This is a genomic window from Brachybacterium avium (assembly GCF_002216795.1).
GTDB classification, from domain to species: domain Bacteria; phylum Actinomycetota; class Actinomycetes; order Actinomycetales; family Dermabacteraceae; genus Brachybacterium; species Brachybacterium avium.
The window spans coordinates 578,867-599,721 of the sequence record NZ_CP022316.1; the positions used below are offsets into that span (position 1 = coordinate 578,867).

Genomic DNA, 20,855 nt, shown 5'->3' on the forward strand with positions numbered 1-20,855 from the left:
TCAGTAGAACGAGGGGTCGTGGCCCTTCTGCTCGACGGCGGTCCAGCCCTCCCCGTCGCTGCGCAGCAGCTGGTCGTCGACGGTGCCGGCCCACACCGCATCAGCTACCACGGACCCGGCGATGCGGTCGGTGCCGGGGGCGAGAGCGGGCAACGACTCCTGCCCGCTGGAGAAGTCGAGGATCTGCGCCCTCCGCTCCGCTGCTGTGGGCTCCGTGCCGAGCATCAGCAGGGCCAGCTCGTCGTACCAGACGACCTCGGTGACGTCGTCGAGGAAGGTGCGCAGAGGTCGCGGATCGGTGAGCGAGGCGGGAACCCCCTCGGCGTCCCGCACCACCGCGCACAGGTCGACGCGGGACCCGGCGGTGTCGGAGGAGAGCACGATCATCCGGGTCGCGTCGGCCGCGATGTCCAGCGCCCGGATCGTGCGACCGGTCAGCCAGGGCGCGTCGACCTTCGCGTCGAGGTCAGGTCCTCGGCCGGACAGGGCGAGCAGCGCCCCGGGGTTCGAGCGGGTGGAGGTCCACACGTATCCGGCATCGTCCACCCGCGGCGAGACGAAGGAGCCGCCGGTGGCTGCCTCCCGCAGCGGCAGCGAGTCGTCGACGGTGGCGATCAGGACGCTGGACCCCTCCGGGTCCAGGGCAGCGGCGAGCACTCCGTCCTGGGCGATCACCGGGGAGGCCACCTCGATCTCGGCGAAGGCCGGCACCACCTGCACGGCCGGCACCGAGCTGCCGATGTCGGCCAAGGAGATGACGCCGGTGGGCCCCGCGGCGATCGGCCGGTGTCCCGGCAGAGCCCGCTCGACCCGTTCCTGCTCGTCGAGGACCACATCCTGACCATCCAGCACCAGGTGCACCCCGGTCAGCGAGCGCAGGGAGCGCAGCGAGGCCTCGAGCTGGGACAGGGCGAGCGTCCTGGGCCCGGCGGCCAGGCTCGCGATCGCGGTCGGCACGGTGATCTGTGCGGTGCCGTCCACCCCCGTGGTGGTGGCCGCCTCGGAGACACCCGAGGTGCGGGGCACCTGGTTCGTGACTGCCCCCTCGAGGAAGCCGGATGGTCCGGCCACCAGGGCCTCGAGCACGGCGGAGGCACCGCGACGGAGGGGGAACCAGCGGTGATCGGGCACCAGGTGCTGCTCGCGGGCGTCGAGGAAGTAGAGCCGGGCCGGGCTGTACAGCGTCTCGAAAGCCGCTTCGGACAGGAAGATGCCGTCGGGCACCTCGCTCAGTCGCCATTGCTCGTCGACCTGTTCGATCGAGACCTCGATCTCGCGGGACGAGGGGCCCGACAGCAGGCTGCGCACCCCGCGCTCATCGAGGAACGCGACGGCCTGGAGGACGATGGAGAGACGATCCTCCCCGGTCTCCGTGATCTTCAGCTCCTGGCTCCCGGAATAGATCGTGATCATCGCATCGGGGTCCCAGGCCGCGGTCGCCTCGGCGGTGAGGTAGTCGCGGGCCACGGCGAAGTCCTCCTCGGAACCGACACCCGCCTGCACGAAACCGGCGACGACCTCCTCGGCGGTCGCGTCGGCCGCCGGAGGCAGCGCCTGCACGTAGGGCGCTCCGGGCTGGGTCTGCCCGGTCAGCGTCCGGCTCGAGATGGGCGAATCGGTGGGGATGCGCGCGCAGGCAGCTCCCAGGCCGAGCACAGCGGCGGCTCCCGCCGCCCTCAGCACATCGCGTCGTGCGGGTCTCATCCCTCTCCTGCCTTCCCGTCGAGTCCGATGATCGGGTCCTCCGCGGTCTCGTCCAGGTCGGGGAGCACCTCCGGACCGATCCTGATCTCGCCGGTGGGGGTGGAGGAGACGGCGGCATCGGCCCCGGTCCGGTCGAAGGAGCGTTCCAGACGCAGCGGGGAGCGGGTCAGGACGGATCCCGGCCGGCGAGGGAGGGTCAGGCGGAACACCGCGCCCTCGCCCTCCTGGCCCCAGGCCTGCAGCCAGCCGTCGTGCAGCCGGGCATCCTCGGCGGAGATCGACAGGCCCAGCCCGGTACCTCCGATGGTCCTGGCCCGCGAGGGGTCCGCACGCCAGAAGCGGTCGAAGACGCGCTCCGCGTCCTCCGGGGAGATGCCGTGGCCGTGGTCCTGGACGACCACGGCCACGGAGTCGGCGTCGGCGGCGGTCTGGACGAGCACCGGATGCCCGGCACCGTGCTCGATCGCATTGGTGAGCAGATTGCGCAGGATCCGGTCGATGCGACGCGCATCCACCACCGCCGCGACATCATCCCCGGCCAGGTGGACATCCAACGGGCAGCCCCGGTCGCTCGCCAGCAGGCGGACATCCTCGAGGGATCGTTCCACGAGCGCGTCGATGTCCTCGCGGTGCGCCTCGAGCTCGGCCGCGCCCGCATCGAAGCGGGAGATCTCCAGCAGGTCCGCGAGGAGCACCTCGAAGCGCTGGACCTGGGCCGAGAGCAGCTCCGCAGTGCGTCGCAGCTCGCCGGGGAGATCCCCGCTGCGCGCCTCCAGCACGGACGACGCCATCCGGATGGTGGTCAGCGGGGTGCGCAGCTCGTGCGAGACGTCGGAGACGAAACGCTGCTGGACGTGCGAGAGCTCGGTGAGGTCGTCGACCTTCTGCTCCAGGCTGCGCGCCATATCGTTGAAGGACTCTCCCACCCGCGCCAGCTCATCGGCTCCCGCCACCTCGACACGGCTGGTGAGGTCACCGGCGGCCATCCGCTCAGCAGCATGCGCCGCCCTCTTCAACGGCGTGGTGACCATCCGCGCGACGACGATCGCGATGCCGACGATCAGGGCCAGCAGCACCGCCCCGCCACCCAGGATCACCCGCTGCACGAAGGCCAGGGTCTCCTGCTCCTCCTCCAGGGAGTAGACGAGGTAGAGGTCATAGGAGCCCGCGCCCGGCACGACCACCCGGGTGCCGACCAGCAGCGCCGGGTGGGTGCGGCCCGCGCCGTCCTGGCGGCCGATCGAGCGCCAGTACATGGAGTCGGGTTGGGCCGCGACGGCGGCCGTGAGCTCGTCGTCGATCTCTGCGAAGAGGCTGCCGTCCGAGGATGCCACCGGGAAGACGGTCCCTGCCGTCTCCACCGGGATCAGCACCGCCTCCCGTCGGTCCCCGCCGCCCTGGCCGCCCGCGGTCTGGACGAAGGCGCTGACCGCGTCCTGCTGCTGGGTGCTGGTCGCACCCGAGATCTGCGAGAGGGTCTCGGTGAGGTCGCTCCTGACCTCCAGGGTCTCCTCGAGCACGCGATCGCGACGCTGGTCGTAGAGCCCATCGGCGATCACCGAGGAGAGGTATGCGCCGACGGTGAGCAGGGCGACGATCGACAGCAGCGTCGTCACCAGCACCACCCGCAGGGCGAGCGGCCAGCTGCGCGGGTCGGCGCCGAGCACGGCGGGCACGCTCGTCGGGGGCTCGTCGTCGAGGGGTGTGCTCACCGGTGGCCCCTCGCTCCCGGGATCCGTCGGTCTCTCAGGATCCGCCCCCGGCGCGGTAGCCGACACCGCGCACGGTCACGACGATGCCGGGGTTCTCCGGGTCGTGCTCGATCTTCGAGCGCAGCCGCTGGACATGGACGTTGACCAGGCGGGTGTCGGCGCTGTGGCGGTAACCCCACACGTCGCGCAGCAGCACGTCTCGGGTGAACACCTGCCACGGCTTGCGGGCCAGCTGGGTCAGCAGGTCGAACTCGAGCGGGGTCAGCGAGATCAGCTCCTCGCCCCGTCGCACCTCGTGCCCGTCGACGTCGATGGTGAGGTCTCCGATGGTCAGCTGCTCGGTGGTGGGTTCCTCGACCCGCCGCACCCGTGCCTTGATCCGCGCCACCAGCTCCTCCGGCTCGAACGGCTTGGTGAGGTAGTCGTCGGCCCCGGCCTCGAGGCCCTCGACCACGTCGGCGGTGTCGGTGCGGGCTGTGAGCATGAGGATCGGCACGCCGGACTCGCGGCGCAGCCGACGGCACACCTCGATGCCGTCCATTCCGGGCAGCATGAGGTCCAGCAGGACCAGATCGGGCCGCAGGCGGGGGAAGGTCTCCAGTGCCGAGGCGCCGTCGGGCGAGGTGGCGACCTCGTAGCCCTTGCCGCGCAGAACGATGCCGACCATCTCGGCGATCGCCTGATCATCATCGACCACCAGGATCCGTGAAGGCGTCGTCATGGGGGTCATTGTGCCACCGCTGACGGCTCGGACCTGGGAGGTCCGTCCCGCAGGGGTGTCCGGAAGACGCAGGGTCTTCGACGTTCGTCGGATCAGCCCGGGTCCCCGGACTCCGTAGTGTCTCCTCAGGAGTTCCGTGCGCGCCCGTCCGGTTCCGGAGGGACCCCGCGGCGGCAGAGACGATCAGCAGGAGGACCGATGAGCACGTCGTGGACCGCCCCCGGCTCGACGGCCGGCGAGGACCCGCCCCCGTCCGCGGGGCCCGGCGGCGACCCCTTCGGGCAGTCGCCGGGGATCGACGCCCCCGATGGCGGACGGTACCCGGGCGGTCCTCGCCGCGAGCTGATGCAGTCCATGCCTCTGTTCCCGCTGCGCCCGCTGGGGCTGGGCGAGGTGCTCGGGGCGGCGGTACGGATCTATCGACTGCGGGCACGGTCCGTGCTGGGCGTCGCAGCTGCCGTCTACGGCATCGCCTTCGTCGTCCTCACCTTCGTGACCGGCGCCAGCATGGTCCCGATGCTCGGCGACATGCAGGCGGTGTTCGAGGACCCCGAGGCCGTCACCGGCACCCCCGGCTTCTCCACAGCCGCTGACGCAGTGCTGATGATCCTGTCCAGCGCGGTGACCATGATCGTCACATTGGTGGCCTCGTCACTGGTCACGGTGGCGCTGACGCAGGTCGCACTCGGCGAGGCCGTCGGCCGTCACATCTCCACGGCGCAGATGTGGGGGTCCATGCGCCGACGCGGCCTGCCGGCCGTCGCCGTGGGGCTGCTGATCGGCGTGCTGAGCCTGGTCGCCTTCCTGGTGCTGTGCGGGCTCGGGATGCTGCCGGTGATCCTGCTCCGGGAAGCGTCCTGGCTGACGGTCGTGCCACTGGTGCTCGGGGTCCTGCTCGGAGTGCTGGCCGTGTTCTGGATCTGGGCGCGCACGGTGCTCGCGATCCCGTCGCTGGTCCTGGAGGACGTCGGCGTGTTCGGGGCGATCCGCCGCAGCCTGGCCCTGACCCGCGGGCGCCGGTTGTGGAGGGTGCTCGGCACCGCGGTGCTGCTGTACCTGATCTACACCTTCGCGGTGCAGCTGATCGCCAGCGTGTTCGGGATCGTCGCCTTCATCGTCTATCTGGTCATCCTGCTCGCCTCTGCCCTCGAGGGGATCGTGCTGGGCATGATCGCGCTGACCGTCATCTCGATGGTCGGCAGCTACGTCGCGACGTTCCTGCTGGCACCCTTCCTCTCGGCCGGGTTCGTGGCGATCTACGCCGACAGCCGGATGCGCCATGAGGCCTGGGACGTCGAGCTGCTCCGCCGGGCGAGGGAGGCCTGGGACGGGGACGGTGTGCGATGACTCCCGCTGCGCCGCCGCCCCTGGACCCGGACGAGGCCCGTGCCCGCATCCTCGAGGAGCTCTCGAAGGCCGAGTACGACGATTCCCCCGGATTCATCCAGTGGCTGCTCGGCGCGCTCGAGCACTGGCTGACGGAGGTGCTGGACGGCATCGACGGCTCCTCCACCGCGCAGGCCGGCATCGCCGTGCTGCTCGTGCTCGTCCTGGCCGCGGCAACCTTCCTGGTGCTGCGACGCACCGGCCTGATCCGTCGCAGCCATGCCCTCTCGGTCACCGCCCGGCTCGATGCCGAACCCGTGGCCGGTGCGTCACAGCTGCGGCGGGAGGCGCGTGAGGCGATCGAGGCGGGCCGCACCGACGACGGCACCGTGCTGGCCCTGCGCGCTCTGGTGCGCGATCTCGAGGAGCGCACCCTGCTGGAGGTGACCGCTGGGATGACCGCGCACGAGGCCGCCCATCGCGCCGCGCACCCCTTCCCCGAGCTGCGGGGACGTCTGCTGCGCGGAGCCGACGCCTTCGACACGGCCGCATACTCGCATCGCCCCGCCACCGCCAAGCAGGCCGACGATCTGCTGCGCCTGGCCGAGTACATCGCTGAATCCGCCCCGGACCTCTCGGACACGGAGCCGGCGGAGGCGCACGCCAGCGGGGCCGGAGCAGACACATGAACAACGGCACCCTCGCGGCGGCTGCGAGCTCCCCGACCCGGCCGAGCCCGGGCCCGCGCACCCCGTCATCGGCCGGCTCCGCACCGGAGCGGCGGCATCCGCTGCTGATCACCCTCATCGTGCTCGCGATGATCGCGGCGCTCCTGGCCTCCGTCGCGCGCGGCTTCTACCGCGACGGCCCCCTCGAGCCCGATGCCCCCACCGGCCAGGGCTCGAAAGCGGTGGTGCAGGTGCTCGAGGACCGCGGGGTCGACGTCGACGTGGACCGCCACACCGCCGATGCGGCCGCCGCCCTGCGCGAGGGACGCACCGTCGTGATCACCGCCCCCGATGACCTCGACGCCGACCAGCTCACCGCCCTGGACGAGGCCCGCGAGGCCGGCGGTGCACGCCTGGTGCTCGTCCAGCCCGGTTTCGTGGCGCTGTCCTACCTCACGCCGCGGATCGTCCCTTCGGGGGTGCTGCGCACCGGCGGCCGGCTCGAGGCAGGGCCCGCCTGCGGGGACCTCGCACATCGGGCGGCTGTGCTCGAACTGCCCTCCGCGGAGGATGGGATCGCCGGCGCTGCCACCCTGTACCGCCCGCTCGACGGGGCATCGGGCTGCTTCGGCGCCGATGACGGCGTTCTCGTGGCCGAGCACGACGGGCTGATCGTGCTGGGCAGCGCGGACCTGCTGACGAACGACGGGATCGGGCACGGCGACAATGCCGCCCTGGCACTGAACCTGCTGGCCGCCGACGGCGAGCTCACCTGGTACGTCCCGTCCGCGAACGACCCGATGGGCACCGCCTCCCTCTCCCCGCTCGTATATCTGCCGGACTGGGCGGGACCGCTGCTGCTCTGGCTGGCACTGGTGGCCGTCATCGCACTGGTGGCCCTCGGCCGACGCTTCGGCCCGGTGGTCCTGGAGCCCCTGCCCGTCACGGTCCGTCCGCAGGAGCTGGTGCTGGGCCGTGCGCAGCTGCTCCAGCACGCCGGTGCCCGCGACGACGCCGCCCATGCGCTGCGCACCGCCGCCTGCACCCGTCTGGCCGACCGCCTCGGACTACGCCACGAATCCTCCCTGGACGGTCTGCTCGCGGCGCTCCAGCCGCATGTGGAGCGTTCTGAGGAGCAGCTGCGCGCCCTGCTCGGCCCCACGCCCGTCCCCCGCGACCAGGACCTCGTCCGCCTCGCCCAGGAACTCGACCGTCTCGAGAAGGAGATCGACTGATGACCGACACCACTGCGGGTGCCGTCCCGCCCTTCGAACCCACCGACGCCCCGGCCCCGGCCGAGCCCGACGTGGATCAGGACACCCGCGCTCAGCTCCAGCACCTGTCGGCGGAGATCCACAAGGGGGTGGTGGGCCAGGACGCGGCTGTGACCAGCCTCGTCGTCGCACTGCTGTGCCGCGGGCACGTGCTCCTCGAGGGGGTGCCGGGGGTGGCCAAGACGCTGCTGGTGCGCTCCCTCGCTGCGGCTCTGGATGTGCGCATGCGCAGGGTCCAGTTCACGCCGGACATGATGCCCGGTGACATCACCGGCTCCCTGATCTACGACAACACCACCAGCGATCTCGTCTTCCGCGAGGGTCCGGTGTTCACCAACCTGCTGCTGGCCGACGAGATCAACCGCACGCCCCGAAGACCCAGTCGGCGCTGCTGGAGGCGATGGAGGAGCGGCAGGTGACCGTCGACGGCGCGAGCCGGCCGCTGCCCGACCCGTTCCTGGTGATCGCTACCCAGAACCCGATCGAGTTCGACGGCACCTACACGCTGCCCGAGGCGCAGCTGGACCGGTTCCTGCTCAAGGCCGTGATGCCGCTGCCGCAGCGCGAGGTCGAGGTCGACGTGCTGCGCCGCCACGCGGGCGGCTTCGACACCACCGACCTGGCCGCTATGGGGCTGCGCGCCGTGGCGGACATCCCCTCCTTGCACCGTGCCCAGCGGGACGTCGCCCAGGTGGTGGCCGAGGACCCGGTGGTGCAGTACATCGTCGACGTGTGCCGGGCGACCCGGCGATCCCCGAGCCTCGCCCTCGGCGTCTCACCGCGCGGCGCGATCGCACTGCTGCGCACCTCCCGGGCCTGGGCCTACCTCACCGGGCGCGACTTCATCACCCCCGACGACGTCAAGACCATGGCCCCCTCCACGCTCTCCCACCGGGTGCGTCTGACCACCGAGGCGGAGCTCGAGGGCACCCAGGTCGAGGCCGTGCTCGCCGCGACCCTCGCCTCCGTGCCGGTCCCCCGCTGAGGCGACGCCGATGAGGATCTCGCTGACCCCCGCGCGGCCCTGGTCGCGCTGCTCGCGCTGCCCGTGATCGTGCTGTGGCCCCGGTGGTGGGTGCTGGGGATCCTGGCGGCGCTGTGGATGCTGGTGGTCCTCGCCGATGCACTGCTCGCCCCCGACCCGCGCCGACTCCGAGTGCGCCGGGAAGCACCGACCCAGGTGCGGCTGGGCAACACCGTCACCGGCCGTCTGCTGCTGACCAATCCCACCGCCCGTCCCGCCTCGCTCGAGGTGCGCGATGCCTGGAACCCGACCGCCGGGCTGGAGGCGCAGCGCTCCGCCCTACGGCTGCCCGCCCAGGAGAGGCGGGCGATCCCGCAGGCCTTCACCCCGACCCGCCGAGGCGAGCACTTCTCGCGGATCCTGCTGATCGCCTCGCGCGGTCCGCTCGGTCTCGCGCGCCGCACCGCACGCGCTGCCGCCCCGGGCCGGCTCCTGGCCCTGCACCCCTTCGGCTCCCGTCGCCATCTGCCCTCGCGCGTGCAGCGGTTGCGGGAGATCGAGGGGCTCTCCGCCATCCATCAGCGCGGCCAGGGCACCGAATTCGATTCCCTGCGCGACTTCGTCGACGGCGACGACGTGCGCTCGATCGACTGGCGCGCCACCGCTCGCCGCCGTAGCGTGGTGGTGCGCACCTGGCGGCCCGAACGGGACCGTCATGTGCTGATCGTGGTGGACACCTCCCGCAACTCGGCCGCGAGGCTGGGCGAGTCGACCCGGCTGGACACGGCCTTCGACACGGCGCTGCTGTTGACCGCCCTGGCCGGCCAGGCCGGGGACCGGGTCGATCTGATCTGCGCAGACCGCATTCCTCATCTCTCCGTCATCGGCTCGACCCGCACCACGGTGCTCCACGACATGGTCACCGCCACAGCGGCGGTGGATCCGGCCCTGGTGGAGACCGACTGGGAGCTCACCGCGAGCACGATCGCCGCACGCGCCCGCCGTGGCTCCCTGGTGGTGCTGATCACCCCGGCCGACGCCGCAGTGGTCCACGGCGGGCTGCTGCCGGTAGCGGCAAGGCTGGCCAGGGACCATCCGCTGGTGGTGACCTCGGTCGCGGACCCCGCGCTCGAGGAGCTCGCGGCCGGCCGCGGTGATCTGGAGTCCGTGTACCGGGCCGCGGCCGCCGAGCAGGCCCGTGCTGAACGAGCCGGGGTCTCCCGTGCGCTGACACGGGTCGGGGCCCATGTGGTCGATGCTCCGCCCGACCGCGCCCCGCAGGCCTTGGCCGACGCCTACCTCGCCCTCAAGGCCGCCGGGAAGCTCTGACCACGCCGCAGAGCTCTGCTACCGGCCCACGCCTGCCCCCGCCCTGCCACGTCCGGGTCATCACAGGATCAGGGACACCGGGCGAGGACCCGAAAGGTGTGCCAGTGCTTCGGCCCGCTGAAGGAGCGGCCATCGCGCTGCTCCTCGGTCAGCTCGATCACCTCGAAGCCCTCGAGCAGTCTCTCGACCTCTGCACGCGAGAGATAGGTGCCCTCGGTCGTCGCCCAGTCGTCGTGCACGCCGAAGAGGTCCACGGCCAGGACGGCCCCGGGCCGCAGCGCCTTCACCACAGCGCTCCACATCCCGTCGAAGGCATCCCTTCGCAGGAAGGGGAGGGCGGCGCAGGCCAGGACCAGATCGGCGCCGGGAAGGTGCTCGATCTCGGCGAGGTCGATGATCTGCGGGTGCACCGGCAGCTCGGCGGCGAGCATCTCCAGTGCGGGAACGACGCTCGGATCCACGTCATAGGCATGGACCTCGTATCCGTTCTCGACGAGGAAGCGGGCCTCGATGCCGAGCCCGCACCCCAGGTCGATCGCCGTGCGTCGCGTGTCCTCGCCGGCGGTGCTGCCGTTGTCCACCCCGCTCCGTCGACCTCGGTCCCTCACCACTGGGGATCGCTGCTGCGAATCCTGCTGCGGAAGTTCTCCAGGGCATGGTCCCGCAACAGCAGATCTCCGCTCAGCTGTGCCGCAGCAGCCACCTGCAGTGACAGGGTGCGGCGATGCGATGCGGCACGCTCGACCAGTTCGCTGCTCAGATCTGCGGCCAGTCGCTGCGCGCCGTAGACCGTCAGCAAGGGGGCCACGTCGATGGCCGGGTCCGCCCAGGCCGCGTGGTCGGTGTCGATCTGGGACACTTCGCCGTCGTCGGTCCACAGGATGTTGTGGAGGCCGAAGTCGCCGTGCACCGCAGAGTGCTCCACGAACATTTCGAGCTCGAGCACGGCATCGACACGCATCCTCGCAGCGTCGCGCATCTCGGGGTCGTGCGCGGTCATCTCAGCGACGAGCGAGGGCCACTGCTCGCCCCCGCACCAGCTGCGGACGGCGGGCAGGGACGTGGCCAGGTCCCGATGTGCACGGCTGACGTCGGCCCAGTGCTCGAGCAGCAGCAGGATGCCTGCCCGGTCCTCATCCCAGCTGCCCCACTCCCGCAGTACCCCGTCGACGTGGGACACGGCGGCCGCTGACCAGCGGTCCGTGTGCACCGGGTCCGCGACCGGGCGAGGGACCGGGAGATCGGCGGCGGCGAGCGCAGCGGCCGTGGCATGCTCACGCCGCGTCGCGACCTCATGCCCGTCACCGGTCCGGATCCGAAGCGCTGCGACGGGCGGGAGCAGCAGCACGTGGTGGAAAGCACCGTGGGTCTCCCGCAGGCCGTGCCACGGCAGATCCGGCCATCGCTCCCGCAGCGCGGGAAGGACATCCGGCGGCAGACCGGCGAGTGTGCTCGTCATGTCAGGAACTCCTCGGCCGCAACAGCTGAGCTGGGCCAGATCGGGGCGAGCCCGTCTCACCCGGCGGTCGCGACATGAGCGCCGACCAGCTCCTCGGAGAGGTCTCCGGTGACGCCGGCGCGATGGACCTGGCGGCCGCGCCCCAGCATGAACACCAAGAAGGCGAGCCAGGCCACGGCACCGATGCCGATCCGCACGGCCGGCGGCAGGGAGCTGGGGGTCACGAAGCCCTCGATGAAACCGGACACCAGCAGCACCGGGACCAGCCCGATCGCGACGGTGACCAGGGCTCGGGCCGCCTGGGACAGGGCCCACAGGCGGGGCAGCGGACCGGGCCGGACCCAGGCCCAGAAGGTGCGCAGCCCGGCGCCCGCCCCCACCAGCACGGCGGTGATCTCGAGCAGTCCGTGCGGGAGGATGAACACGAAGAAGGTCCCGAGACCGCCATGGGCGCCCATCACCCCGGCGGACAGGCCGACGTTCAGCCCGTTCTGGACCAGCATCACCAGCGGCCAGAACCCGGTGACGCCGAAGACCACCGCCTGCACCGCGATCCAGGCGTTGTTGGTCCACACGTTGGCGGCGAATCCTGAGGCCTCTCCGTCGAAGTAGTAGCTGACGAAGTCGCGCTGGACCAGCATGCGCTGCTCCGCCTCGGGGATCATCAGCTCCCGCGCGGTCGCGTCCAGGCCGAAGTACAGCCCGCTCGCCACGGCCGAGAGCAGGAAGATGCCGGCCGCCAGCGCCACCGGCCAGCGCGCCTCGTACAGCGCCGCGGGCAGGTCCTCCCAGAAGAAGGTGCGGGCGTGCTTCCACAGCGGCGTTCGAGCGCCGGTGATCCGCAGCCGGGCCTGGTGCACGAGCAGCGACAGCCGGGAGACCAGCGCCGGGTCCGGGTTCGTGGAGCGGACGGTGGACAGGTGGGTGGAGGTCTGCTGGTACAGGGAGAGCAGCTCGTCGATCCCGGCCGCGTCGAGGGTGCGGCTGCGGGTCAGTTCCCGCAGCCGCTCCCACTGCGGTCGGTGCACGGCGATGAAGGCGTCGGTGTCCACCTCCTCAGGGTAGGGTGCGCCGCCGCCCCGGGCCGCCGACGAAAGTCGGAGCCGGGAGGGCCGGAAGCCGACGGTCGACGCTCACGGAGGCGCGGCGGCGGTGTCAGGATGGGGCCATGGTAACCATCGGTGCGGTATCCGCGGCCTCCTCCCCCGGTGCTCGTGATGCGCTGATCACCGGGGATGCGGTGATGCTGGATCTGCGTCCGGCCTCCTTCGCCGTGCGCATGCTGTCCGCCGTGATCGACGGTGTCCTCCAGCTGGTGCTGCTGGTCGGGGGCACCATCGGGGTGGCCTGGGCCGCCGTCCGCGTGGAGCTCGACGATGGCTTCGTCGCCGCCGGGGTGCTCACCATGAGCGTGCTCGCCTATGTCGGCTATCCGGTGCTGTGCGAGCTGCTGCTGCGCGGCCGGTCGGTGGGTCGACTGGTGATGGGCACCCGGGTGGTGCGGGACGACGGCGGTCCGGTGCATGTGCGACAGAGCCTGATCCGTGCGGTGATGGCGATGTTCGAGATCTGGTCGACCTCCGGCGCCGTCGCACTGACCTGCGCCGTGATCGATCGCCGCTCCCGACGGGTCGGAGATCTGCTGGCCGGGACCATGGTGATCCAGGAGCGCATGCGCGACCTGGCTCCTCAGCGGGTCGAGGTACCGGTCTCGCTGCGCGACTGGGTGCTGGGCGCGGACGTCGGCCGCCTGCCGCTCACCCTGATGCAGGACATCCGCTCGTTCCTGCCCCGGGCCACGACCATCAACGCCGAGTCCCGGCGCCAGCTGTCCCGCGACCTGCTGCGTCGCACCCTGCCGCACGTCGCCCCGGCTCCCCCGCCGGGCACCGATCCCGAGGAGTTCCTCGCGGCGGTGATCTCCGAGCGGTCGCGGCGGGACGAGGTCCGTCTGCGCCACCGTCAGGAGCGGCAGCAGGAGCTGTCGGCCGAGGTCCGCGCGGTGCCGTTCACCGGCTGAGCCGGCGAGAGCTCAGTGGGAGGCCGGTGCCTGCTGACGACCGGCGATGAGCACCGGGATGCCATCCTCGACCGTGTGCACCCGGGCGCAGAGCATGCACTGCAGCGCCCGCTCGACGTCGCGCAGCTCGCCGCCGCAGTCCGGACAGCGCAGGATGGATCGCAGCCAGCCGGGCACGTCCGCTCCGCTGGCTCCTGCGGGCAGTGCACCGGCGCCCTCGGTCTCGGCCCCCATCTCCGCCTCGGCCTGCGAGAGCGTGAGGATCTCGTCGCGGATCCTGGCCATGGTCGCGGCCTGCTCCGCCTCGACGTTCAGGCGCAGCAGCGGCTCGGTGTGCGAGGAGCGCAGGGAGAACCACCAGCGGTCCTCGGCCGGGATGTCCTGATCCCAGTGCTGGACGGTGAGCCCGTCAAGATCATCGATCCTCACCCCGGGCCACGCGGCGACGTGCGCGCGCACCCGCTCACGGGCGCCCGCCGCATCGGTCACGGGGGAGTTGATCTCTCCACTGGCGGCATAGGGGGAATGAGCCGCGACCAGTGCGGATGCCGTTTCCTCGGTCTCGGCGAGCGCGGCCAGCACGTGCAGCGCCGCGAGCATGCCCGAATCGGCGAAGTAGAAGTCCCGGAAGTAGTAGTGGGCGGAGTGCTCGCCCCCGAACACGGCGTCGACCTCGGCCATGATCGTCTTGATCACGGAGTGGCCGACGGGTGTGCGCCGATGCTCCCCGCCGGCGTCCCGGACGGTCTCGGCCACGTGGCGGGAGGAGACCAGGTTCGCGACCACGACCGGGCGCTCCTGACCGGCCGCCCGGGCACGCGCGATCTCCCGCTGTGCGATCAGTGCGGTGATCGCGGAGGGAGACACCGCCGTCCCCTGCTCGTCCAGGACCACGCAGCGGTCGGCATCGCCGTCGAAGGCGAGCCCCAGATCGGCCCCCTCGCGGACCACCGCCGCCTGCAGATCGCGCAGGTTCTCCGGGCGCAGCGGATCCGCCGGGTGGTTCGGGAAGCTGCCGTCGAGAGCGAAGTGGAGGTCGATGAGCTCGACCTGCGGGAGCGTGCCGAGCACGGTGGGCGCGGTGTGCCCCGCCATACCGTTGCCCGCATCCACGACCACGCGCACTCTGCGCCCCTCGGGCAGCGGCACCAGCGCCTGCAGCGCGACGGCGTAGTCCTCCAGGGTGTCGATCTCCTCAGCACGGCCCTCGCCGCGCACGGGGATCTCGCCGGCATCGAGATAGGCCTCGGCGGCGCGGCGGATCTCCTCGAGACCGGAGTCGCGGCCGACCGGGCGCGCCCCGGGCAGGCACAGCTTGAAGCCGTTGTCCCCGCCCGGGTTATGAGAAGCGGTCACCATGATGCCGGCCGCCTGGTGCTGACCCGAGGCGCAGTAGAGCTGGTCCGTCGAGGACAGCCCTGCATCGGCCACGATCGCGCCGCGGCGCACCGCTCCATCGATGACGGCCCGGGACAGTTCCGGGGAGCTCAGTCGCATGTCGTGGGCGACGATCAGCGCCGGGGCGTCCAGCTGGTCGGCGAAGGCGGCGCCGAGCGCGCGAGCGATCTCGGCGGTGAGCGTCTGCCCTGCACGGCCGCGGATGTCGTTGGCCAGCACGATGCCGGACAGATCGCTGGCTCCCGTGCCGGGGAGGGGCAGCGAGGAGGGCTGCTCACTCATGGGGGCTCCTGACGACGTGGAGATGGCGGGCGGGGGTCTGCTCACGGGGTGCGGGATCGCGTGAGGATCGCGGCGACCGTGCAGGGGCCGTCGTCGGCTCCGCTGCCGGGGGCCGGGTCACGGCGTCGGCGAGCGCCACCAGGTCGTCGCTGGCCTCGGTGCCGCCGGCGACCCGCAGCAGCTCCCAGCCGCGCGGCGCGGTCATCCGGGAGGCATGCTCTCGACAGAGGTCGTAGGCGTGGGGCTCGCTGAGGCGCGACAACGGACCCAGGACCGCGGTGGAATCCTCGTACACGAAGGTCAGTGAGCTGACAGCGGGCCTGGAGCAGGCGGTCCGGGAGCATTCTCGAGCAGGCACGCCCCGCAGTCTACGCAGGCGGGACTGGGCCCGGCCGACGGCGCGCCCTGCGATCCCCGGTGGGGTCCGGTACGGATCACGGGATCAGGAGGGGCCGATAGAGTGCGCCCATGGACGTCCAGCCGCTGCGCCCCGGGGCGCCGGGCCCTCGCCAGGGTCCCCGTCGTCGCGACCGTCGGGGACGGGGCCGGCGCTGGGATCTGATCCCGCCTCACCTCCCCGGGTACCGCAGCCGTCGGGAGCGTTTCGACGATCTGGTGGCCGATGCCGGCGCCGCGCTCGCTGAACGGTTCCCCCGCCGCCTCGCGCACCTGCAGGTGCTGGTCGAGGAGGTGCCCTCGGCTGATCCTGCCCCCTGGGAGCAGCCGACCGTCCTGCTGGGGCGCGTGATCGCGGCCTCGCGGGAGCATCCTGCCCGGGTGATCGTCTATCGGCGGCCGCTGCAGACCCGCTGCGAGGACGAGAGCGAACAGGAGACGCTCGTGCGGCAGGTGCTGTCCGAGCAGATCGGTTCGCTGCTCGGCATCGCCCCCGAGGACGTGGATCCCGAGGCGTGGATGGGGTGAGGCGCCGGGCGGCGGGCTCCCGCGCCGGCTGCGGTCCCGGGGGTCAGTGCGACAGGCGCACCGTGACTGGATCCTGTCCGCTCCGCGCGGGCAGCACCGGGGTGGACGAGAGCAGCGTCGCCTCGGTGCCGTCGCCGCCCCGCTGGGTCCAGCCCGCATGCACGACGCCGGGCACCTCGGGCACGATGGTGATCCCGGCGGCGCGCTCGTCGCCGACCTGCAGCTGCGCGGAGGTCAGCGCGGCCGTGGCACCCGCGGCGACGTCGACGCTCACCGGCTCGCCCGCGGAGCCGTCGGAAGCCATCGGGATCACCGTGACCGCGGAATCGGCGGAACCGCTGAGCGTCAGCGTCCCGGCCTCGCCCTGCCCGGGCAGCGCGCTCATGGCGTGCGAGCCGATCGCCGGTGCCGGCGAGATCAGGGTGAAGTCGACCGGTGCACCGATGGTGTCCCCCGGCAGGTCCGCTCCGGTGAGCTGGCTGCGGGTGACGGCGGTGACCGGTGTCTCGGACCGGACGATCACCGCATAGGTGCCGTCCGGCAGGCCCTCCAGCGGGGTGCTCACGACGGTGCCGGCGGGCAGGTCGATCGACTCCACCGCCGCAGCTGGGACGGGCCCCTCCGGACCGACCACCTCGACGGAGGCGGTGGTGCCGCTGCCCTGGGAGTTGCCCAGCACCAGGGTGGGTGCGGAGCCGGCGACCTCCACCCCGGGCATCGTCAGCTCCGTCCCGGCGGCGGGCAGCGGGGCGAGGATCTCGGCACCGCCCGGGGTGAGTCCGTCGCGCTCGGTGCTCTGGACGTACATGGACAGCGGAGCACCGAGCACGGAGACGCCCACGCCCACCGCGTCCTGTCCGGGTGCCACCGACTCCAGCAGCACACGCTGCTCCTCCCCCGGAGCGACGACGACCTGGCTGCGTCCCTCCATCGCCGCGGGGCCGTCCTGCGTCCACAGCTGCACCGAGGCGGTGGCGGGCCGTTCGCTCGGGTTGCGCAGCACCAGCACGGCGCTGTCACCCCTTCCGGTGGAGACTCCCAGGAAAGAGGCGTCGGTGACGGGCTCGGCGCAGCGGGTCAGCGCCAGGGAGCGGTAGTCGCCGGAGCCGGTGAGGGTGCTCTGGACGGTGTCGGTCACCGGGCGGCCGCCTTCTGCGGTCGCGGAGATCACCTGCGGGCCGCCCTCCACGTCCGGCGTGTCCAGGACGGAGACTCCCAGGTCCTGCGAGGCGGGGTCGTCCGCGAGCACGGTGCCGTCGACGGTCTCCGCGGCGATCGAGGGCGCACGGACGGAGCCGTCCTCGTCCTGGAGGGTCTTCGAGGCGCTGACGCGACCGAACAGCAGCGAGGATGCCGGTTCGACGGACACCGTGCGCAGCGCGACGGAAGGGTCGGGCGGGGTGATGGCGAGTTCCGCATCCGGTCCTGCCTCGAGGATCCCCTCGGGCAGCTCCAACGGGCCGTGGCACCAGCGGGTGCTCGCCCCCGGCTGCGACTGCGCGGCGGCATGCTCGACGGGATGCGGTGCCGGTGACGGCGCGGTGGCCACGGCGCCGACGGCGAGGGCGAGCGGCACCAGCGCGGCGAGGGCGAGCAGCGGGCGCTGCGCCCCGCCACGGCGGGCAGCGGGCTGCGTGCGAGGGTCGAGGGGCTCCTCCGGGGCGGTCTGGTCAGCCATACATCTCCTCCACCGAGCGGGACCGGGCGCGCCACGGTATCGAGATGAGGGCGGTCAGCGCGATCGTGCCGTAGAGGAGCAGCTGCCACAGCAGCCGCAGGGGCTGCTGTCGGTGCACGTCCACCTCACCCTCGGCTCCCGCCGGCAGCTCGAACGCCTGCGCCCAGCCGTCCACCTCGACGGGGTCGAGCTCGACCCCGTCGAGCTGCGCCCGCCACTGCGTATCGAAGCGCTCGGCGAGGACCACGGTGCGTGCCGCCTCGTCAGCGGGGACCACGCCCGCTGCGTCGATGGCTCCGCTGTCCAGCGGCACCGGCACCTCGCCGCCGAGGATGACAGCTCGGGGAGCAGCATCGATCACGCGCCACATCCCGCCGCGGTCCCCCTCGGTGACCTTCTCGAGCTCGGTGGAGCTGTCGAGGGTGCCCATCAGCTCCGACTGCTGCTCCAGATCGCCGTGCACCACCACGTAGGCGACCGCGAGCTCGGAGAGGGCTGCGCGGTCCTCCTCCCCGCTCGGCCCGGCGGAGGAGAGCACCCCGGCCACCGCGTCCCGCAGCGCCGTGGACGCGGGATCACCGTCGACCGGCCCGTCCGCGAGGACGGTGTCCACATCGCGGGCCTCGCCGATCGCCGCGTGCTGGATCACCGAGTCGCCGCCGTGGACCACCAGGTGCGCCTCGACCGTCCCGTCCGGGAGCTGCTCGAGCACCAGCACCCGGGAACGGGCACCGGTGAGGCCCTGGTCCGCGGCGGCTGCGGGGACCTCGCCGCCCTCGACGCGGTCCATCCGGAGCTGGCCGGGCAGCAGCAGCGTCCATCCGGCGACCGAGACCAGGCAGGACGCCGCGACGAGGGCTCCGACGGCGCCGGTGAGGACCCGTCGGACGCGGCCGTCATGCTCCTCACGGCGGGCGAGCGCGTCGAAGGTCGCGGTGGCACCGATGGCCAGGGCGAGCAGGATGACGCTCAGCAGGGCGTGCGGCGCGCTGGTGACGAGTCGGCCGTCGGCGACCGCGACCCAGGTGCTGCGCGTCAGCAGCACGCCGAGCATCCCGCAGGCGGCCACGAGCAGGCCGAAGCGGCCGACCCGTCCGGCGGCTCCGGGCAGCAGCGGGGCGACCAGCGCGGCGAGGACCACGGGCGCGACGGGCAGCAGCGGCAGCAGCGCTGCGGCGGTCGGGCCCACCAGCGGGGCGAGCAGATCGTGCAGTCCGGGGGCGAGCGGCCACAGGGTCAGCAGATCCGTGCTCGTCGCGGTGGCGGCGGTCGGCGGCACGCCGGCGACGGCGAGCAGGGTCTGCGGGTGCCCGACGTAGGTGGGGAGGTACGGGGCGTGCAGAGCCAGGGACGGCAGCAGCACCCACAGCAGCCGGCGTCGACGCCCCGGCACCGCTACAGCGACCAGCACCAGCGCCAGCGCTGCGAGCACGACGAGTGCGGGCTGCACGGCACCGATCACCAGCAGCACGAGCCCTGCGGCCGCCGCGGCGGGCACGCTGGCCTGGGAGACCTTGTGGGGCAGGCCGATCGCTCGGCCGATCGCGAGTGCGAGCAGCGGGAGCAGCAGATGCACCAGCAGCAGCGGCCAGGCGCCCGCGGTGAGCGCGGTCAGCAGGGACGGGGCCAGTGCCCAGACGCTCGCGATCACCAGTCGCGACCCCACTGCACGGGTCAGCGCTCCGGAGGCCCACCAGGCCAGCACGGCGCTGGCGGGCACAGCGGCGAACACCAGGATCTCCACGATCAGGCTCCCGCCCAGGGGCAGGTGGGCGAGCAGCCGTACGAGGGCGTCGGCGGGTCCGCGCTCCCCCAGACCGCCGGGGATCCAGCTCGACCAGGCCGCGGCCCAGAGGTCGGCGCGGTTCTCGGGGATCGGGCGCAGCCCGGGGCCGATGAGGTCGCCGCGGCCGAGCAGGCTGCGCAGGCTGAACAGCCCCAGCACGGTCGCGCCCAGCGCCACCACGACGGTCCACACGATGTGACGGCCGTAGTCCGCGTCGTCGAGGCCGTGATGGGTCCCCGCCACGCCCCAGGTGGTGCGCCGGATCTGACGTCGGCGATCATCGTCGGCGAAGAGCCGGGTCCAGGTGTCGTCCAGCCAGCGCCGCAGGCTCTCCCCGAACGGGAGGTACAGCGGGGCGAGGCGTCCCCGCGGCACGCGCGCCAGGCGACGTTCGCGCAGGCTGCGGGCGAACACCCGACGGGCTCGGGGCAGCACCGCTGCGGCGGCGCGCAGCTCCATCAGCGCGGTGCGGGGCGCCGAGGCGGCGAGCGAAGCGACCATCCGCACCAGGGTCGCCAGCGGCAGCAGCAGGAGCGTGAGCAGCGAGTGCAGCGGCGAGCGCTGCTTGAGCAGTGCGAGGAGCTGCCCGGTGCGCTGCTCCTGGAGGCGTTCGAGCCTGGGCCGGGTGGGGTGCGGATGCAGCACCCGGGCCGCCGACTGCACCGCTACCCGTTCGCCCGAGCGCCAGATGCGCCGGCACAGGTCGATCTCCGCCCAGGGCGCGGGCAGGTCCGGATCGAGGCCGCCGATCTCGCGCAGCGTCTGCTCGCGCACCAGCATTCCCGGCAGCGGGACGGCGAGCACGTCGTGGCGCCAGTCCGATTGCCCCTGATCGATCTCCCCGGGGTCGACCCCGGTGATGATCCGGCCGCTGTGGGTGAGGGTGAGGCCGACGTCCACGAGCGCATCGGCGCCCTCCACACCCAGCTGCCCCGGATCCTCGTGCGCGTCGGGGTCCGCATGCCGCACCCGTTTGGTGCCGACCGCGGCGGTGTTCGGGGACACCTCGATGATCTCCAGCTGGTGCGCCAGGGCGTCAGGGGCCGGCGGTGCCCCGTCGACCACGAACCAGAGCCACGACTCGCCGGCGCCCCCGTCGGCCGTGCCTGCGCGTCGCCCGGATCGGTATCGCTGCCGACGGAGGCGCTGAGGGACCTTGGCGAGATCCTCTGCCTGCTGGGTGCGCTCCCGCTCGACAGCGGCGCTGTCGACATCGCGTGCACGTCGGCCCCCGGAGCGCGGTGCCGGATCGGCATCCGAGGCCTCGGAGCCCGCACTGGGCGCGGCAGGAGAGGAGGAGGATGAGACTGAGGACGGACCGGCAGCGCCGATCTCGGTGAGGTCCCCCAGGCTCTCGAGGGTCTCCCGGATCACCCCGGCACGGCTCAGCGCGGCGGAGACCGGGAGGATGCGGTGGATGCTGCCGGCGGCGAGCCCCGCCTCGACCTCCGCCCGCACCTCCTGGGGGATGTCGGAGGGGGCGATGATCGCGACCCGATCCGGCTGACGGGACTGCGCCGTCAACGCCTCGAGCAGCGCACCATGGGTCGACGCGGTCGTCGTCCCGTCCAACAGGACGACCGCGGTGATGTGACGGTCGCTCACCGGGG

Annotated in this window: 16 protein-coding genes and 1 pseudogene; 7 read left to right on the forward strand and 10 right to left on the reverse strand. The window is 72.6% G+C overall.

Annotated features, from left to right (window positions below):
* From CFK39_RS02665 to mtrA, 3 genes are read right to left on the reverse strand one after another with little or no spacing between them, the layout of a single operon-like run.
* Complete coding sequence (locus CFK39_RS02665; protein WP_089064163.1) at positions 1-1,704, reverse strand: LpqB family beta-propeller domain-containing protein; 1,704 nt, start codon at positions 1,702-1,704, stop codon at positions 1-3.
* Positions 1,701-3,416 carry an MtrAB system histidine kinase MtrB gene (gene mtrB, locus CFK39_RS02670; protein ID WP_089064164.1) on the reverse strand — a complete coding sequence of 572 codons (1,716 nt, stop codon included), beginning with the start codon at positions 3,414-3,416 and terminating at the stop codon, positions 1,701-1,703. The genes CFK39_RS02665 and mtrB overlap by 4 nt, the downstream gene beginning before the upstream one ends.
* 34 nt (positions 3,417-3,450) lie before the next feature.
* The gene (gene mtrA, locus CFK39_RS02675; RefSeq protein WP_089064165.1) at positions 3,451-4,146 is read right to left on the reverse strand and encodes an MtrAB system response regulator MtrA; all 696 of its coding nucleotides are present in this window, start codon (positions 4,144-4,146) and stop codon (positions 3,451-3,453) included.
* Positions 4,147-4,335: 189 nt separating this feature from the next.
* On the opposite strand from mtrA, the gene CFK39_RS02680 reads away from it, so the two are divergent.
* The 5 genes and pseudogenes from CFK39_RS02680 to CFK39_RS02700 all read left to right on the forward strand — a co-directional run bounded on the left by CFK39_RS02680 (position 4,336) and on the right by CFK39_RS02700 (position 9,698).
* Positions 4,336-5,484 carry a glycerophosphoryl diester phosphodiesterase membrane domain-containing protein gene (locus CFK39_RS02680; RefSeq protein WP_089064166.1) on the forward strand — a complete coding sequence of 383 codons (1,149 nt, stop codon included), beginning with the start codon at positions 4,336-4,338 and terminating at the stop codon, positions 5,482-5,484.
* Positions 5,481-6,152 carry a DUF4129 domain-containing protein gene (locus CFK39_RS02685; RefSeq protein WP_089064167.1) on the forward strand — a complete coding sequence of 224 codons (672 nt, stop codon included), beginning with the start codon at positions 5,481-5,483 and terminating at the stop codon, positions 6,150-6,152. The genes CFK39_RS02680 and CFK39_RS02685 overlap by 4 nt, the downstream gene beginning before the upstream one ends.
* Positions 6,149-7,366, forward strand: coding sequence for a DUF4350 domain-containing protein (locus CFK39_RS02690; RefSeq protein ID WP_089064168.1), 1,218 nt, complete (start codon positions 6,149-6,151; stop codon positions 7,364-7,366). The genes CFK39_RS02685 and CFK39_RS02690 overlap by 4 nt, the downstream gene beginning before the upstream one ends.
* A pseudogene (locus CFK39_RS02695) lies at positions 7,366-8,390 on the forward strand (AAA family ATPase). The gene CFK39_RS02690 and the pseudogene CFK39_RS02695 overlap by 1 nt, the downstream one beginning before the upstream one ends.
* 63 nt (positions 8,391-8,453) lie before the next feature.
* Complete coding sequence (locus CFK39_RS02700) at positions 8,454-9,698, forward strand: DUF58 domain-containing protein (RefSeq protein ID WP_245822850.1); 1,245 nt, start codon at positions 8,454-8,456, stop codon at positions 9,696-9,698.
* Between the two features lie 68 nt (positions 9,699-9,766).
* Here the strand turns inward: CFK39_RS02700 and CFK39_RS16395 are convergent, their stop codons facing one another.
* The 3 genes from CFK39_RS16395 to CFK39_RS02715 are packed head-to-tail and all read right to left on the reverse strand — an operon-like array spanning position 9,767 to position 12,209.
* Positions 9,767-10,279, reverse strand: a complete 513-nt coding sequence (locus CFK39_RS16395; protein WP_172805635.1) for a class I SAM-dependent methyltransferase — start codon at positions 10,277-10,279, stop codon at positions 9,767-9,769.
* Between the two features lie 23 nt (positions 10,280-10,302).
* Positions 10,303-11,157: a phosphotransferase gene (locus CFK39_RS02710; protein WP_089064170.1), complete on the reverse strand. Its 855-nt coding sequence runs from the start codon at positions 11,155-11,157 to the stop codon at positions 10,303-10,305.
* Positions 11,158-11,213: 56 nt separating this feature from the next.
* Positions 11,214-12,209 (reverse strand): stage II sporulation protein M, encoded by a 996-nt coding sequence (locus tag CFK39_RS02715; RefSeq protein ID WP_089064171.1) that lies wholly within the window; start codon positions 12,207-12,209, stop codon positions 11,214-11,216.
* Positions 12,210-12,325: 116 nt separating this feature from the next.
* Between CFK39_RS02715 and CFK39_RS02720 the strand changes: the two genes are divergently transcribed.
* The gene (locus CFK39_RS02720; protein WP_089064172.1) at positions 12,326-13,177 is read left to right on the forward strand and encodes an RDD family protein; all 852 of its coding nucleotides are present in this window, start codon (positions 12,326-12,328) and stop codon (positions 13,175-13,177) included.
* 12 nt (positions 13,178-13,189) lie between these two features.
* On the opposite strand, the gene CFK39_RS02725 is transcribed toward CFK39_RS02720, so the two are convergent.
* Both CFK39_RS02725 and CFK39_RS02730 read right to left on the reverse strand, forming a co-directional pair.
* Positions 13,190-14,857 carry a phosphomannomutase/phosphoglucomutase gene (locus tag CFK39_RS02725; RefSeq protein ID WP_089064173.1) on the reverse strand — a complete coding sequence of 556 codons (1,668 nt, stop codon included), beginning with the start codon at positions 14,855-14,857 and terminating at the stop codon, positions 13,190-13,192.
* Complete coding sequence (locus CFK39_RS02730) at positions 14,850-15,224, reverse strand: DUF3499 domain-containing protein (RefSeq protein WP_218192278.1); 375 nt, start codon at positions 15,222-15,224, stop codon at positions 14,850-14,852. The genes CFK39_RS02725 and CFK39_RS02730 overlap by 8 nt, the downstream gene beginning before the upstream one ends.
* Before the next feature lie 101 nt (positions 15,225-15,325).
* On the opposite strand from CFK39_RS02730, the gene CFK39_RS02735 reads away from it, so the two are divergent.
* On the forward strand, positions 15,326-15,781 hold the full coding sequence (locus CFK39_RS02735) for a metallopeptidase family protein (RefSeq protein ID WP_089064175.1): 456 nt from the start codon (positions 15,326-15,328) through the stop codon (positions 15,779-15,781).
* Positions 15,782-15,824: 43 nt separating this feature from the next.
* Here the strand turns inward: CFK39_RS02735 and CFK39_RS02740 are convergent, their stop codons facing one another.
* Both CFK39_RS02740 and CFK39_RS02745 read right to left on the reverse strand, forming a co-directional pair.
* Positions 15,825-17,459 carry a DUF5719 family protein gene (locus tag CFK39_RS02740; protein ID WP_089064176.1) on the reverse strand — a complete coding sequence of 545 codons (1,635 nt, stop codon included), beginning with the start codon at positions 17,457-17,459 and terminating at the stop codon, positions 15,825-15,827.
* A complete protein-coding gene (locus CFK39_RS02745; protein ID WP_089064177.1) occupies positions 17,452-20,850 on the reverse strand; it encodes a glycosyltransferase family 2 protein in 3,399 nt (1,132 codons plus the stop codon). The genes CFK39_RS02740 and CFK39_RS02745 overlap by 8 nt, the downstream gene beginning before the upstream one ends.
* Between the last annotated feature and the right edge of the window lie 5 nt (positions 20,851-20,855).

Coding starts and splice junctions, on each gene's coding strand:
- CFK39_RS02720 (WP_089064172.1), top strand. CDS start 12,326: ATGGTAACCATCGGTGCGGTATCCGCGGCCTCCTCCCCCGGTGCTCGT.
- CFK39_RS02690 (WP_089064168.1), top strand. CDS start 6,149: ATGAACAACGGCACCCTCGCGGCGGCTGCGAGCTCCCCGACCCGGCCG.
- mtrA (WP_089064165.1), bottom strand. CDS start 4,146: ATGACCCCCATGACGACGCCTTCACGGATCCTGGTGGTCGATGATGAT.
- CFK39_RS02710 (WP_089064170.1), bottom strand. CDS start 11,157: ATGACGAGCACACTCGCCGGTCTGCCGCCGGATGTCCTTCCCGCGCTG.
- CFK39_RS02665 (WP_089064163.1), bottom strand. CDS start 1,704: ATGAGACCCGCACGACGCGATGTGCTGAGGGCGGCGGGAGCCGCCGCT.
- CFK39_RS02725 (WP_089064173.1), bottom strand. CDS start 14,857: ATGAGTGAGCAGCCCTCCTCGCTGCCCCTCCCCGGCACGGGAGCCAGC.
- CFK39_RS02685 (WP_089064167.1), top strand. CDS start 5,481: ATGACTCCCGCTGCGCCGCCGCCCCTGGACCCGGACGAGGCCCGTGCC.
- CFK39_RS02680 (WP_089064166.1), top strand. CDS start 4,336: ATGAGCACGTCGTGGACCGCCCCCGGCTCGACGGCCGGCGAGGACCCG.
- CFK39_RS02735 (WP_089064175.1), top strand. CDS start 15,326: ATGGACGTCCAGCCGCTGCGCCCCGGGGCGCCGGGCCCTCGCCAGGGT.
- CFK39_RS02740 (WP_089064176.1), bottom strand. CDS start 17,459: ATGGCTGACCAGACCGCCCCGGAGGAGCCCCTCGACCCTCGCACGCAG.